The organism is Georgenia sp. EYE_87, assembly GCF_023148685.1.
Taxonomy (GTDB): domain Bacteria; phylum Actinomycetota; class Actinomycetes; order Actinomycetales; family Actinomycetaceae; genus Georgenia.
The window spans coordinates 425011-438913 of record NZ_JAHXNL010000002.1 but is presented as its reverse complement, the minus strand read 5'-3'; the positions used below and the strand labels follow the sequence as shown (position 1 = coordinate 438913).

General features: G+C 74.5%; 9 protein-coding genes and 1 riboswitch. Of the genes, 2 read left to right on the top strand and 7 right to left on the bottom strand.

The features are described from left to right. Nucleotides 1-12: 12 nt before the first annotated feature. The gene (locus KZX45_RS05400) at nucleotides 13-1326 is read left to right on the top strand and encodes an FAD-dependent oxidoreductase (RefSeq protein ID WP_248256667.1); all 1314 of its coding nucleotides are present in this window, start codon (nucleotides 13-15) and stop codon (nucleotides 1324-1326) included. A gap of 202 nt (nucleotides 1327-1528) precedes the next feature. On the opposite strand, the gene purH is transcribed toward KZX45_RS05400, so the two are convergent. Then, entirely contained in the window at nucleotides 1529-3205 is a 1677-nt protein-coding gene (purH, locus tag KZX45_RS05395; RefSeq protein WP_248256666.1) for a bifunctional phosphoribosylaminoimidazolecarboxamide formyltransferase/IMP cyclohydrolase, read from the bottom strand. Between the two features lie 52 nt (nucleotides 3206-3257). After that, nucleotides 3258-3346: riboswitch (ZMP/ZTP riboswitch) on the bottom strand. Between the two features lie 44 nt (nucleotides 3347-3390). Beyond that, nucleotides 3391-4041 (bottom strand): phosphoribosylglycinamide formyltransferase, encoded by a 651-nt coding sequence (purN, locus tag KZX45_RS05390; RefSeq protein ID WP_248256665.1) that lies wholly within the window; start codon nucleotides 4039-4041, stop codon nucleotides 3391-3393. Nucleotides 4042-4080: 39 nt separating this feature from the next. On the opposite strand from purN, the gene KZX45_RS05385 reads away from it, so the two are divergent. Next, nucleotides 4081-4641: a hypothetical protein gene (locus KZX45_RS05385; RefSeq protein ID WP_248256776.1), complete on the top strand. Its 561-nt coding sequence runs from the start codon at nucleotides 4081-4083 to the stop codon at nucleotides 4639-4641. Nucleotides 4642-4692: 51 nt separating this feature from the next. Here the strand turns inward: KZX45_RS05385 and KZX45_RS05380 are convergent, their stop codons facing one another. From KZX45_RS05380 to KZX45_RS05360, 5 genes are all read right to left on the bottom strand, one after another. After that, the gene (locus KZX45_RS05380) at nucleotides 4693-6429 is read right to left on the bottom strand and encodes a DUF6350 family protein (RefSeq protein WP_248256664.1); all 1737 of its coding nucleotides are present in this window, start codon (nucleotides 6427-6429) and stop codon (nucleotides 4693-4695) included. A 156-nt stretch (nucleotides 6430-6585) separates the two neighbouring features. Beyond that, a complete protein-coding gene (sucD, locus tag KZX45_RS05375) occupies nucleotides 6586-7506 on the bottom strand; it encodes a succinate--CoA ligase subunit alpha (RefSeq protein ID WP_248256663.1) in 921 nt (306 codons plus the stop codon). A 17-nt stretch (nucleotides 7507-7523) separates the two neighbouring features. After that, entirely contained in the window at nucleotides 7524-8690 is a 1167-nt protein-coding gene (sucC, locus tag KZX45_RS05370) for an ADP-forming succinate--CoA ligase subunit beta (RefSeq protein ID WP_248256662.1), read from the bottom strand. Nucleotides 8691-8966: 276 nt separating this feature from the next. Beyond that, complete coding sequence (locus KZX45_RS05365) at nucleotides 8967-11063, bottom strand: acyltransferase family protein (protein WP_248256661.1); 2097 nt, start codon at nucleotides 11061-11063, stop codon at nucleotides 8967-8969. A 111-nt stretch (nucleotides 11064-11174) separates the two neighbouring features. Then, nucleotides 11175-13874, bottom strand: coding sequence for a UvrD-helicase domain-containing protein (locus KZX45_RS05360; RefSeq protein WP_248256660.1), 2700 nt, complete (start codon nucleotides 13872-13874; stop codon nucleotides 11175-11177). Nucleotides 13875-13903 lie beyond the last annotated feature (29 nt).

Sequence of the window (13903 nt, the reverse complement as noted above, 5' to 3'; positions counted from 1 at the left end):
TACCGTGGCGGCGTGCCCGAAACTCTGCCTGTCCGGCCCGGAGAGACTGGAAACACGCCTCGCCCGCCCCGCTCGGTGCTCGTCGTCGGCGCCGGGCTCGCCGGTCTGCGCACGGTCGCCGAGCTGCGCTCGCAGGGGTTCTCCGGGGAGATCACGGTGGTCGGCGCCGAGACCACCGCCCCCTACGACCGGCCGCCCCTGTCGAAGGAGCTCTTCACCCGGTCCGAGCCCGTGTGGCTGGCCGGCGAGGGCTACGGCGACCTCGCCGATCTCGCGGACCGGGTGCTGCTCGGCCACCGCGCCGTGCGGCTCGACGCGCACGACGGCGACGCCCGGGTCGAGGCCGACGCCGGGGCCGGCGGGGGGAGCGTCCTCCTCGAGGCCGACGCGGTGGTCCTGGCGGTCGGCGCGCACGCCGTGACGCCGCCCGGGTGGTCGGGCGCGCTGCTCCTCCACGAGGCCGCGGACGCGGAGCGCCTGCGCTCCCAGCTGGCGCCGGGCCGGCGCCTCGTCGTCGTCGGCGCCGGGTGGATCGGCGCCGAGGTCGCCGGGCTCGCGGCGGGCCGCGGGTGCGAGGTGCGGGTCGTGGAGGCGGCGCCGACCCCCCTCGCCCGGCAGGTGGGCACCCGGGTGGGGGCGCTGACGGTGCCCTGGTACGCGGCGGCCGGTGTCGAGCTGCGGTGCGACGCCGCCGTCGGGGCCGTGCGTCCCGGCGAGGTCGAGCTGGCCGACGGCGAGATCCTTCCGGCCGACGTCGTCCTCGCCGCCACCGGGGTCCGTCCGGCCACGCGGTGGCTCGCCGGCGCGGTGCCGCTGACCCCGCGCGGCGCCGTCCCCGTCGACGAGTCGGGCCGGGTGATCGGCGGGCCGGCCGCGGTCCGCGCGGTCGGGGACTGCGCCGACATGACGGTCGCCGGGGTCGGGACCGTGCCGGGCGGGCACTGGGACGCCGCCCTCACCCATCCCGCGGCGCTGGTGGCCGGCCTGCTGGGGCACGACGCCCCACCGACCCCGGCGCCGTACGTCTTCTCCACCCAGCTCGGGCACGAGCTCACCCTGGTGGGCAGGCCGCACGACGGCGAGGAGGTCGTGCTGCGTGGGGACCCGGACGCCGGCGGCTGGACCGCCCTGTACCTCACCCGCGACGCGTACCTGCCGACCGACCCCCCGGCCGGCCCGGCCCGGCTGGTGGGCGGGTTCACGGTGGACCGTCCGCGCGACGTCTCGCCGCTGCGCAAACTGCTCGCGGGGGGCGCCCGCCCCGTCCTGGACCTCGACCGGGCGCTCGACCCGTCGGTCCCGCTGCGCAGGGCCGTGGCGGGCTGACGGGCTGCGGACCCGGCGCCCGTACCCGCGCCCGCACCGGTACCCGTCCCCACGCCCGCACCCGCACCGGCGCCCGTGCCCGCACCGGTACCACCCGCCGCGGACCGGAAAGTGCTCCTGAGCAGGACAAGTCGTCCCAGGAGCGCTGTATCTGCCCAGGAGCACTTACCGGACGACCGCGCCGCCTCGTCCGTGACGTACGTCAGTGGGCGAAGTGTCGGGTGCCCGTGAAGTACATCGTGACGCCGGCGGCGTCGGCCGCGGCGACGACCTCCTCGTCCCGGATCGACCCGCCGGGGTGGACGACGGCGCGCACGCCGGCGTCGATGAGCACCTGGAGGCCGTCGGCGAAGGGGAAGAACGCGTCCGAGGCGGCCACGGCCCCGCGGGAGCGCTCCGGGCCGGGGGCCGCTCCGTCGACGTTCTCGGCCCCGCCCGCGGAGTCGACCACGGAGGTGACCGGCGCCCCGAGCGTGTTGGCGCGCTCGACCGCGAGGCGGCAGGAGTCCACCCGGTTCACCTGCCCCATGCCCACGCCGACGCTCGCCCCGTCACGGGCGAGCAGGATCGCGTTGGACTTCACCGCGCGCACGGAGCGCCAGGCGAACTCGAGGTCCGCCAGGGTCGCCTCGTCGGCGGCCGGCCCGGCCGCCAGGGTCCAGACGGCCGGGTCGTCACCGGGTGCGTCGACGCGGTCGGTGGCCTGCAGGAGCAGGCCGCCGCTGATCGGGCGCGTCTCGACGGCGCCGCGGGCCGAGCCCGCGACGCGCAGGAGCCGGACGTTCTTCTTGCGCGAGAGGATCTCGACCGCCGCCTCCTCGAAGTCGGGAGCGAGGACCACCTCGGTGAACACCGGGGCCAGCTGCTCGGCCATCTCGGCGGTGACCGGCCGGTTGGCGGCGACCACCCCGCCGTACGCGGAGACCGGGTCGCAGGCGTGCGCCTTGCGGTGGGCCTCGGCGATGTCCGCCCCGGTGGCGATCCCGCAGGGGTTGTTGTGCTTGACGACGGCGACGGCCGGGCCCTGGTGGTCGTGGGCGGCGCGCCAGGCGGCGTCGGCGTCGACGTAGTTGTTGTAGCTCATGGCCTTGCCGTGGAGCTGCTCGGCCTGCGCGAGCCCCGGCTCGCCGTGCCCGCTGGTGTACAGGGCCGCACGCTGGTGGGGGTTCTCGCCGTAGCGCAGCACCGCCTGCCGGTCCCACGTGGCCCCGACCCAGCCGGGGAAGCCGGTGGCCGAGCCGTCGACCTCGTCGTCGGGCGCGAGGACGCTGCCCATCCAGGAGGCGACGGCGACGTCGTAGGTCGCGGTGTGCCGGAACGCCTGGGCAGCCAGCGCCCGACGCTCGGCCAGGGTGAAGCCGCCGCCCGCGGCGGCGCGGGCGACGTCGTCGTACCGGGAGGGATCGACGACGACGGCGACGGACGGGTGGTTCTTGGCCGCGGCGCGCACCATGGTGGGCCCGCCGATGTCGATCTGCTCGACGCACTCGTCGACGCCGGCGCCGGAGGCGACGGTCTGCGTGAACGGGTAGAGGTTGACGACGACCAGGTCGAAGGGCGCGACGCCGAGCTCGCTGAGCTCCTCGCGGTGGGTGGCGAGCCGACGGTCGGCCAGTACGCCGGCGTGCACGCGCGGGTGCAGGGTCTTCACCCGGCCGTCGAGGCACTCGGGGAACCCGGTGACCTCCTCGACGGGGGTGACGGGGACGCCGGTCTCGGCGATCGTCCGGGCGGTGGAGCCGGTCGACACGATCTCGACGCCCGCGGCGTGCAGGGCCGCGGCGAGCTCGGTCAGGCCGGTCTTGTCGTAGACGGAGACGAGCGCCCGGCGCAGCGGCACCTGGTCCCCGACCGGCTCGATGATGGGGTTCTGGCTCATGGCAAAGCTCCTGGGTCGACGGCGTGTGCAGCGGGCGTCAGACGACGCCCGACCCAGGCACCCAGGCGTGCGGTGCGCTGAAGGGAACTTCCGGCCGCTCCCCGGTGGTGTGCTCCACCTTCGCCAGTCACGGCCGGTGCCCACTCTAGCGAACCGGCCGAGGCGCACCGGGGGCCCGCCGCCGCTCAGGTCCCGAGGTGGACCCGACGACCCTCGATGCGCCATCCCTCGCGAGCGAGGAGGCCGACCTGCTCGACCAGCTGGGCCCGCTCGGCGACCTTGATGCGCTCGGTGAGCGAGGCCTCGTCGTCGTCGTCGAGCACCGGGACGGCCACCTGGGCGAGGATCGCCCCGCTGTCGACCCCGGCGTCGACGAAGAACAGGGTCGCCCCGGCGAGCTTGACGCCGTACGCCAGGGCGTCGCGCGGCCCGTGGATCCCCGGGAACGCGGGCAGGAGGGTGTTGTGGGTGTTGACGTACCGGCCCTCGAAGCGTTCGAGGAACCGTGGGCCGCACAGCTTCAGGAAGCCTGCGGAGATCACCAGGTCCGGCCGGTGGGCGGCGACCTGTGCCGTCAGGGCGGCGTCCCACTGGTCGCGGTCCTCGTAGGCGCCGACCCGCTCGACGAACGTGGGGATCCCGGCCGCACGGGCGATCGCCTCGCCGCCGGTGCCCTCCCGGTCGGCCCCGACGGCGACGACCTGGGCCCCGTAGGCCGGGTCCGCCGTCGCCTCGAGGAGCGCTGCGAGGTTCGAGCCGCCGCCGGAGACGAGCACCACGAGACGGGCTGGCCTGCCCGGTGCGGCATGGAGGCTGGCGGGCGCGTCGCTGGTCACCCTGCCGAGGGTAACGGCCCGGTGGGAGATGATGGGGCCATGCCCGAGCAGCAGGTCCGCCCGCCCCGGCAGGGGCCGGCGACTCGACAGCAGGGGGCGCCCCCTCGTCAGGGGCGTCCGCCGTCGCCGACGCCGCCGACAGGCGGACCCGGCCGCAGCCCGGGGTCCGGCCGTCCCGCAGGCCCCGGCCCGGGCGCGGACGAGACCGCACAGCGCGACGCGCACCGATGGGTCCGTCTCTTCGGCCTCGCGATCGTCACGGCGCTCGGGCTGGGTCTGCTCACGTTGCCCTGGCCCTGGGCGCTCCTGCCCGGTCTGCTGTGCCTGGCGGCGCTCGTCCTGGGCATCGTCGCCCTGGTCAAGGTGCGCCGGGCGAGGGTCCGCGGCGCGGTCACGCCCGTCCTGATCGTGGGGCTGGTGCTCGCGGCGTTCCTGACGCTGGCGGCGTCCGGCCAGGTGGTGCTGTGGCGGGAGTACAGCGCCTACTCGGAGTGCATGGAGGGGGCGATCACCGGGCAGGCGAAGGACTCCTGCTTCGCGCAGCTGGAGCGATCCCTCGACGAGCGCATGCGCCAGGTGCTCGAGGCGCCGCAGGGCTGAGACCCGGCGGTACCCAGACTCCTCCGGACGGCGGTGGCCTCGCCGTCGCGCTCAGTCGCGGCTGGGTTCCGTCCAGTCGGACAGAGTGGGCCCGGACCACCGGCCGAGGCGTCGACCGCGCGGCTTCTCCTCGGTCGGCGGGTCACCGGCTGGGGCGGGTGCGGCGACGTCGCGGGTGACGGCGTCCCCCGTGACGGCGTTTCGGGCGACGGCCGACGAACCGACTGTGCCGGTCACGGCGTGCCAGTCCGGTGGTGAGGCAGCGCTGCGGGAGGTGTCGGGCAGGTCGTCGTCGCTCCGGACCGCGGCCTCGGGCTCGGGCTCGACGCGTGCCTCTGCGTCGCCACGTACCTCCGCGTCGCCACGGACCTCCGCGTCGCTGCGGACCGGTGCGCGGTCCTCGTCCGCGCCGGTCTCCGCCGCGTCCTGCTGCGCCTCGCCCTCCCTGGACAGGTCCTGCGACTCGTCATGTGCGGTCCCGCCGGCACCGGCAGCCTCGCGGCCGCCGTCGTCGTCCTTGACCCCCTCGCGACGCGCACCGCGCCTCTCCGCGATTTCGCTCATCCGCTCACGCGCCCCGCGGGCGCCGGCACCGAGCCGCTCGGCCGTGCGGGGGTGCAGCGCCACGACCGTCAGGAGCACCGCCGTGCCGAGCTCGGCGAGGACCATGCCGCCCACCGCGGCGGGATCGCCACCGGTCTGGGCCATGCGCCCCGGCCCGATGGCTCCGGCTGCGGCCCGCACGAGTGCAGCCGTGACGAGGGCGGCGCCAAGCGCGCAGACGACCGCCGAGCCGGCAGCCCGGGCGAGCGAGTCCTGGGGCAGTCGCCTGTGGAGCAGCACCCCCACGACGATGCCGACGACAACGGGCGCCACGACCACCCACTGCGGGCCGGGCGCCTCCGGGGAGGGCAGGGCACCGAGGAGCGGGACGGCCGGCAGCGGCGCGGCGAGCACCTCCCCCGGCGCGAACAGCGTCCCGCTGCCGACGGCGAAGCCGGGACCGGCCACCCAGGCCAGCGCCCAGACGATGACGGTCGGCAGGTAGAGCAGCTGTGCCAGCGTCATGAGGGTCGTGCCGAGCGGGTCGAGGACGTACGCGTCCTGGACCATGCGCACCCGGTCCCAGCCGACGACCGTCCCGACCGCGGCGGCGGCGACGCCCAGCGCCAGGAGCCCGACCAACGCCCAGACTGCCGCACGGAGCCCGCCGCCGACCCAGTCGGGGACGCGCCCCCACCAGCGGACCCACCAGGCCGGGGTGGCTGCACCCGTGCGGCGGACCCCCGCGCCGACACCGAGGACGGCGACGGCGGCGCCGCCGAGGAGGGCCAGCGGCTGGAGCCCCGGCCCGGCCGTCACCGAGGCGAGGAGCATCGCGAGCACGAAGCCGACGACGGCGAACGCGCCAGCACCGTAGCTGTCCAGCCGCACCCGGCGGTTGGCGCCGTAGACGAGGGCGAGGCTGAGCAGGGTCAGCCCCAGCGGAGGCAGGGTGACGGCCCCGCCGGCACCGGTCACCGCACCGCCGTGGGCGAGGAGCCACAGCGACGTCCCGGTGCGGGCGGCGGCCTGCCAGTCGGCGTCGCCGAGCGCGGGGGCGGCCGCCGTCGCGACGTACGCGGCGATCGCGGGGACGACGACGGTGAGCCAGCTCAGGACGGCCGCCTCCACGCCGCCGACCAGTCCCCTGAGCCAGCCCTCGGGCAGGCGGCGGGTGGGGGTCATCATCGGCACGTCGATGACGTGCGGCACGCGGGAGTCGGTGGTGGCGGGCATCAGATCCATGGTCCGGCCTCCTCGGCCCCCGGGCGCGGTCCCGGCGCGGCGTGTCGGCCACGGGCTGCCGCCGCACCCTGACGGGCCCTGCCCGGCGCCTGGTGCCGGGGACGGCGACGGCGGCCGCCCCGTCGGGACGGCCGCCGTCATGGTCACTGCGGAGTGTCAGGCCCCGAGCAGCTCGCGGGCGAGACGAGCGGTCTCGGACGGCGTCTTGCCGACCCGGACCCCGGCCGCCTCGAGGGCGACCTTCTTGGCCTCGGCCGTGCCGGAGGAGCCCGAGACGATGGCGCCGGCGTGGCCCATGGTCTTGCCCTCGGGAGCGGTGAAGCCCGCGACGTAGCCGACGACCGGCTTGGTCACGTTCTCCTTGATGAACGCCGCGGCGCGCTCCTCGGCGTCGCCACCGATCTCGCCGATCATGACGATGAGCTCGGTCTCCGGGTCGTCCTGGAAGGCCTGCAGGGCGTCGATGTGCGTGGTGCCGATGATCGGGTCGCCGCCGATGCCGATGGCGGTGGTGAAGCCGATGTCGGAGAGCTCGTACATCATCTGGTAGGTGAGCGTGCCCGACTTGGAGACCAGGCCGATGCGGCCCGGCCCGGTGATGTTGGCCGGGGTGATGCCCACGTTGGACTGACCCGGGGTGATGATGCCGGGGCAGTTCGGGCCGATCAGGCGCACGCCCTTGGACTCGGCGTAGGTGAAGAACTCCGCCGTGTCCGCGACCGGGACGCCCTCGGTGATGATGACGACGAGCGGGACGCCGGCGTCGACGGCCTCGATCACGGCGGCCTTGGTGTGGGCCGGCGGGACGAAGATGACCGAGACGTCGGCGCCGGTGGCCTCGCGGGCCTCGGTGACCGAGCCGAAGACCGGCACGGAGACGGTGCCGGCCTGGCGGGACTCCGCGCCCGGCCCGAGGGGCTGGACGTCGAAGTCGACGCTGGTGCCCGCCTTGCGGGGGTTCACGCCGCCGACGATCTGCGTGCCGGCGTTGAGCATGCGGGAGGTGTGGATCTGGCCCATCGCACCGGTCATGCCCTGGACGATGACCTTGGAGGAGGAGTTGAGGAAGATCGACATGGTTGTTCTGTCCGTCCTTACTTCGCGGCCGCGAGCTCGGCGGCCTTGGCCGCGGCCTCGTCCATCGTGGGCACGACGGTGACGAGCGGGTGGTTCGCCTCGGCGAGGATCTTGCGGCCCTCCTCGACGTTGTTGCCGTCCAGGCGGACGACGAGCGGCTTGGCCGCCGCGTCACCGAGGATCTCGAGGGCCTTCACGATGCCGTTGGCGACCTCGTCGCAGGCGGTGATGCCGCCGAAGACGTTGACGAACACCGACTTGACCTGGGCGTCGCCCAGGATGACGTCGAGGCCGTTCGCCATGATCTCGGCGTTGGCGCCGCCGCCGATGTCGAGGAAGTTGGCGGGCTTGACCCCGTACTCCTCGCCGGCGTAGGCGACGACGTCGAGGGTCGACATGACCAGACCCGCGCCGTTGCCGATGATGCCGACCTCGCCGTCGAGCTTGACGTAGTTCAGGCCCAGGTTCTTGGCCTTGGCCTCGAGCGGGTCCGCTGCGGCCTTGTCCTCGAGCTCGGCGTGGTCGGCGTGCCGGAAGTCGGCGTTGGCGTCGAGGCTCACCTTGCCGTCCAGGGCGATGATCGCCCCGTCCTCGGTGCGCACGAGCGGGTTGACCTCGACCAGCGTCGCGTCCTCCGCCTCGTAGACGGTCCAGAGCTTCTGGATCACGCCGGCGACCTCGTCGGCGATCTCGGGGGCGAACCCGGCCGTCTCGACGATCTCCCTCGCCTTGGCCTCGTCGATGCCGACCGTCGGGTCGACCGCGACGCGGGCCAGCGCCTCGGGGCGCTCGACGGCGAGCTGCTCGATCTCCACGCCGCCCTCGACGGACGCCATCGCCAGGTAGCGGCGCTCGGACCGGTCCAGCAGGACGGAGAAGTAGTACTCCTCGGCGATCTTCGCGCCCTCGGCGATCATGACCCGGTGGACGGTGTGGCCCTTGATGTCCATGCCGAGGATCTCGCTCGCGTGCGCCTCGGCCTCCTCCGGGCTGTGGGCGAGCTTCACGCCGCCCGCCTTGCCGCGGCCGCCCGTCTTGACCTGGGCCTTGACGACGACGGTGCCGCCGCCCAGCTGCTCCGCCGCGGCCTTGGCCTCGGCCGGTGTCGTCGCGACGATCCCGCGGAGCACGGGCACACCGTGCTTCTCGAAAACGTCACGAGCCTGGTACTCGTAGAGGTCCACCCCGCTGCGTCCTTCCGTTGTCTACAACACGATGTTTCGACATCGAGACATCCGCCAAAGAGACTATCGCGCCGTGCGAGGTGGCCGCGCGACCACCAGGTGGTGAGACGTGGCTCTCAGGATCGGGATGCTCCTCGTCGGTACGTCCGGCCATGCCCGGAGCGTCCGTCCGCCGCGCCGTGCTGACCTGCGGCTGGTCGGCCGGTCTCCCGCTCGGCCACCGCGCGGAGGGTCGTCGGAGCGGCGGCGGCCCGGGTCACGCGCGCGTGACCGACGTCACTCTCCTGCCGCCGCCTCCTCGGGAGACGCCGCCACGCCGTCGGTGGACGCGGCCACGTCGTCGGAGCCGCCCGCGGCCTCGTCGGAAGCGGTGCCCGCCCCGGCGGCCTCCGTGACCTCGCCGCCCAGACCGGCGCCGACGGCCGCGGCTCCGCCCAGGTCACCGCCGATCTGGTCGGGGAAGAGCACGGGGCTGCCCGTGAGCCGTTCCGACAGTGCGGCGAACGCGGACTCCAGCACCTCGGCGTAGAGGTGCGCACCCTCGATGCCGGGGTGGATCCGGTCGGACTGGAGCAGCTCCGGCTGCTGCGAGATCGCGCCGTGCCAGTCGGCGACGATCGCGTTGGGGTAGTCCGCGACGATCTCCGCGAGGGTGGCGTTCGCCTCCGGGATCCAGTCGCTGCCGCCGTAGAGGTTGACCACGACGACGAGCCGCTGGGGGCCGAGCTTGTCCATCACCCTGCGCACCACCGCCTCGTCCTCGATCCCGGCGTTCGTGCCGAAGTCGAGGAAGACGGCCCGGCGCACGGTCCCCTCCGCGAGGCGCGCGTCCACCGCGGCCTCGCCGTCGGACCAGCGCCGGATCGACCTCGCGTCGAGCATGATGCCGGGGAAGCGGTGCTCCAGGCCGTCGGCACTGGTGACGACGATGGAGTCGCCGAAGCCGGTGATCTCCTCCCCCGACGGCATGGACCAGTCGGCCCGGGCCGCGAGGTCGACCGCGGCCGCCTTCTCCGCGGAGGCGTCCACCGCGGCCTGCGCCGCCTCGATCTGCTCCTGCGTGCGCGAGCGTTCGGGAGCCACCGCCACGGCGCCGACGGTGAGCAGCACGAGGGCGCCGGAGGCCGCGACGGCCGTCCGCGCGAGGCCACGCCGGGCGGGGACGCGGCTGCGCAGCGCCTTCCGCACCCTGGCCACCGCCCCGCGAAACCCGTGCTCGCGCACGGGCTGCTCGAGCCAGCGGTACGAAGCGGCGGAGACGACCAGGGTGACGAGCAGGGCGAGCCCGCGAACCGCCCAGTGGGCCGGCGAGTCGTGCGCCGTGGGCAGCGCCTCGGTGAGGATGACGATGGCGGGCCAGTGCCACAGGTAGATGCCGTACGAGCGCTGTCCCAGCCACTCCAGCGGGCGCAGCCGCATGAGTCGCTGGAACAGGGCCGGCCGGCCGAGCAGCGACGCGATCAGGACGGCGGTGAGAACCGAGGCCAGCAGGATGCCGCCGCGGAACGTCAGCGGGTTCGACTGCTCGATCGTCAGCATCAGCGCGACGAGCCCGGCGAGCGCGACCAGGGCCGCCGCCTGCCGCCACCGCAGCCAGACGCGGGACGTGAGGACGCCCTGCGGGTCGGACCACGCGAACGCCAGGGCGACGCCGATCATCAGGCCGAACAGGTGGGTGTCCGTGCCGTAGTACACGCGGGTGGCGTCCTCGCCGGGCGTGTGGAGCACCGCCATGAGGACGGCGGAGAGGGCGGCGGCGCCCAGGGCCAGCCGGGTCCGGGGACGGGCCGTCGACGTCGCCGCCATGACCGCCGCGAGGACGAGCGGCCACAGCAGGTAGAACTGCTCCTCCACCGCGAGGGACCAGAAGTTCACGAACAGCTGGGGCGAGGTTGCCGTGAAGTAGCTGGACCCCGCGGCGATCTCCAACCAGTTGCTGGAGAAGGTCAGCGCCCCGAGCGCCTGGCGGCCGATGCTCACCAGCAGGTCCGAGCTGACCGCCCAGGCGGTCGGGATGCTGACGACGACCACCAGCGCCAGTGCCGGCAGCAGCCGCCGGGCGCGTCTGACCCAGAACCGGGGCAGGTCGAGGCGGCCGCGGCTCCCCAGCTCGCGGACGAGGAGTGTGGTGATGAGGAATCCGGAGACGACGAAGAAGACGTCCACGCCGAGGAACCCGCCGGGCAGCGACTCCGGGCGGAGGTGGTAGACGAGCACCGCGACGATCGCCACGGCGCGCACGCCGTCGAGCCCCTCGATCCTGCCGCCGCCCGGCCGGGAGCCTGACCGCCCGGGCCGGCGGCCGGGGCGGGCGGCGGGGGGCCGGTCGGCCGTGCCGGACCGGGTGCGTGGCTCCTGCACCTGCGTCGCCATGGGCCGCCTCCCGGGCTCACCTGTCCTGGGTCGAGGCTAGGAGGCGCCGGGGACATCACGGCGCAGGCGCGCGGGAGACGCCCTGCGAATACGGACCGGCCGGGGCGCGGGCTAGAGCTTGGTGACCGGGGAGTACCGCAGGAGCAGCCGCTTGACCTGGCCCCCGCCGAAGTCGATCTTCGCGACGGCGGAGGAGCCCGCACCCTCGAGGCCGACCACTGTGCCGAGGCCGTAGGTGTCGTGGGTGACCTTGTCGCCGATGTCCAGACCGAGCCCCTCGCCGGCAGGACGGGGAGCCGCGTCGGCGACCTTGGTGCCGGCGGTCGTGGCGGTGTCCTTCACGCCGAGCTTCCCGGTGCGCACCGGGCCGCTACGAGCCCCGGACGCGCCGCGGACCTCGCGGTCGCGCCCGCCGATGCCGCCACCGCGGCCGCCGTAGGAGGCGGACCCGTAGGACCGGGATCCGTACCCGCCCGACCCGAAGCCGCTCGAGCCGCCGCGCCCCTGGCGCAGGACGTCCATGGACGACTCGGCCCGGCGCCAGTCCAGCAGCTCGGACGGGATGTCGTCGAGGAACCTGGAGGCGGGCAGCTCCTGCGGCATCCCCCAGGCGGTGCGCACCGCGGCGCGCGAGACGTACAGCCGCTCGCGGGCCCGGGTGAGCGCCACGTAGGCGAGCCGGCGCTCCTCGGAGAGCTCGTCGGTCTCGGTGAGCGACCGCTGGTGGGGGAAGGTGCCGTCCTCCATGCCGGTGACGAAGACGACGGGGAACTCCAGCCCCTTGGCCGTGTGCACCGTCATGAGGGTCACCTGGCCCTGGTCGACGCCGTCGGAGTCGGGGATCTGGTCCGCGTCCGCGACCAGGGACACCCGCTCGAGGAAGTCCCCGAGCCCGCCCTCGGGGTCCAGCTTGGAGAACTCGGCGGCCACGGCGTGCAGCTCGGCGAGGTTCTCCACCCGGGTGGCGTCCTGCGGGTCCTCGCTGGCGCGCAGCTCCGCGAGGTAGCCGGAGCGGTCGAGCGCGGCGTCCAGGACCTCCGCGGGGGTGGCGCCCGAGGCCTCGAGGTCACGCAGCCCGGTGAGCAGCTCGTGAAAACCCCGCACCTGGGTGCGGGCGCGGGTGGCCAGCCCGATGACCTCCGGGACGGTGTCACGCTGCTCGCCCTCGGCGGCCGCGTGGGCGATCGCCTCGCCGAAGGAGACCCGCTCGCGCTCGGCGTGCGCGGCGAGCATGGCCTCGGCGCGGTCGCCCAGCCCGCGCTTGGGCACGTTGAGGATGCGGCGGAGGTTCACCGCGTCGTCGGGGTTGGCGACGGCGCGCAGGTAGGCGACGGCGTCCTTGATCTCCTTGCGCTCGTAGAAGCGCGTGCCGCCGACGACCTTGTACGGGATGCCGGTGCGCACCAGCACCTCCTCGAGCGCGCGGGACTGGGCGTTGGTGCGGTAGAAGACCGCGACGTCGCCCGGCCGGACGCCGTGCTCGTCGCCGAGCCGGTCGATCTCCTCGGCGATGAACCGGGCCTCCTCGTGCTCGGAGTCCGCGACGTAGCCCACGATGCTGGGGCCGTCGCCCGCTTCGGTCCACAGGTTCTTGGCGCGGCGCCCGGGGTTCTGGGAGATCACCGCGTTGGCGGCGCTGAGGATGTTCTGCGTGGAGCGGTAGTTCTGCTCGAGCAGGATCGTCGTCGCCTGCGGGTAGTCCTCCTCGAACTCGAGGATGTTGCGGATCGTCGCGCCGCGGAAGGCGTAGATCGACTGGTCGGCGTCGCCGACCACGGTCAGCTGCGCCGGCGGCAGGCCGCGCGGGTCGCCGTCGGCGCGCCCGTCGTCGTCCCTGTCCACGCCGGCGAGCTCGCGCACGAGGACGTACTGGGCGTGGTTGGTGTCCTGGTACTCGTCGACCAAGACGTGCCGGAACCTGCGTCGGTAGTGCTCCGCGACCGCGGGGAAGGCCTGCAGCAGGTTCACCGTCGTCATGATGAGGTCGTCGAAGTCCAGGGCGTGGGCCTGGCGCAGCCGCTGGTTGTAGAGGCTGTAGGCCTGTGCGAGCGCGGAGTCGAAGGGGTTCGAGTCGCTGACCGAGCGGGCGTACTCCTCCGGGTCTACCAGCTCGTTCTTCAGGTCGGAGACCTTCCGGGAGAAGGTCTTGGGCGGATACCGCTTCGGGTCGAGGTCGAGCTGGCGGCAGACCAGGGTCATGAGCCGCTGGGAGTCGGCGGCGTCGTAGATGGAGAAGCTCGACCGCAGGCCGAGGACCTCGTGCTCGCGGCGGAGGATGCGCACGCACGCGGAGTGGAAGGTGGACACCCACATCCGGCCCGCGGCGGGCCCGACCAGGTCGCTGACCCGCTCGCGCATCTCGGCCGCGGCCTTGTTGGTGAACGTGATCGCGATGATCTCGCCGGGCCGGGCCTGCCCGGTGGCGAGAAGGTACGCGATGCGGTGCGTGAGGACGCGCGTCTTGCCGGAGCCGGCGCCGGCCACGATGAGCAGCGGCCCGCCCGAGTGGACGACGGCGGCGCGCTGCTGCGGGTTGAGCCCCTCCAGGAGGGCTGCGGGGTCGCCACCGAGGCGAGGTTCGTCGCCGCGGCCGGTCGCGTCACCACGGCCGCCACCCGCGCCGCGACCCGCGGGCCCACCACCGGCGGCGCGGCGGCGCGCCCGCTCGACGGGGTCGTCGACGGGCGCCGGCTCAGCGGGCCCGGGTCGTTCCGCTGCGTCGTCGTCCCGCGGCGGGACGGCGGCGGGCAGCGGCGGGACTCCTGCGCCGGCGATGCCGGGCAGCGGCAGGTTGTCGAACAGGGAGATCATGTTGCAGCCATGCTAGGCGCCCGCACCGA

Coding starts and splice junctions, on each gene's coding strand:
- purH (WP_248256666.1), bottom strand. CDS start 3,205: ATGAGCCAGAACCCCATCATCGAGCCGGTCGGGGACCAGGTGCCGCTG.
- KZX45_RS05385 (WP_248256776.1), top strand. CDS start 4,081: ATGCCCGAGCAGCAGGTCCGCCCGCCCCGGCAGGGGCCGGCGACTCGA.
- KZX45_RS05380 (WP_248256664.1), bottom strand. CDS start 6,429: ATGGATCTGATGCCCGCCACCACCGACTCCCGCGTGCCGCACGTCATC.
- sucD (WP_248256663.1), bottom strand. CDS start 7,506: ATGTCGATCTTCCTCAACTCCTCCTCCAAGGTCATCGTCCAGGGCATG.
- KZX45_RS05365 (WP_248256661.1), bottom strand. CDS start 11,063: ATGGCGACGCAGGTGCAGGAGCCACGCACCCGGTCCGGCACGGCCGAC.
- KZX45_RS05360 (WP_248256660.1), bottom strand. CDS start 13,874: ATGATCTCCCTGTTCGACAACCTGCCGCTGCCCGGCATCGCCGGCGCA.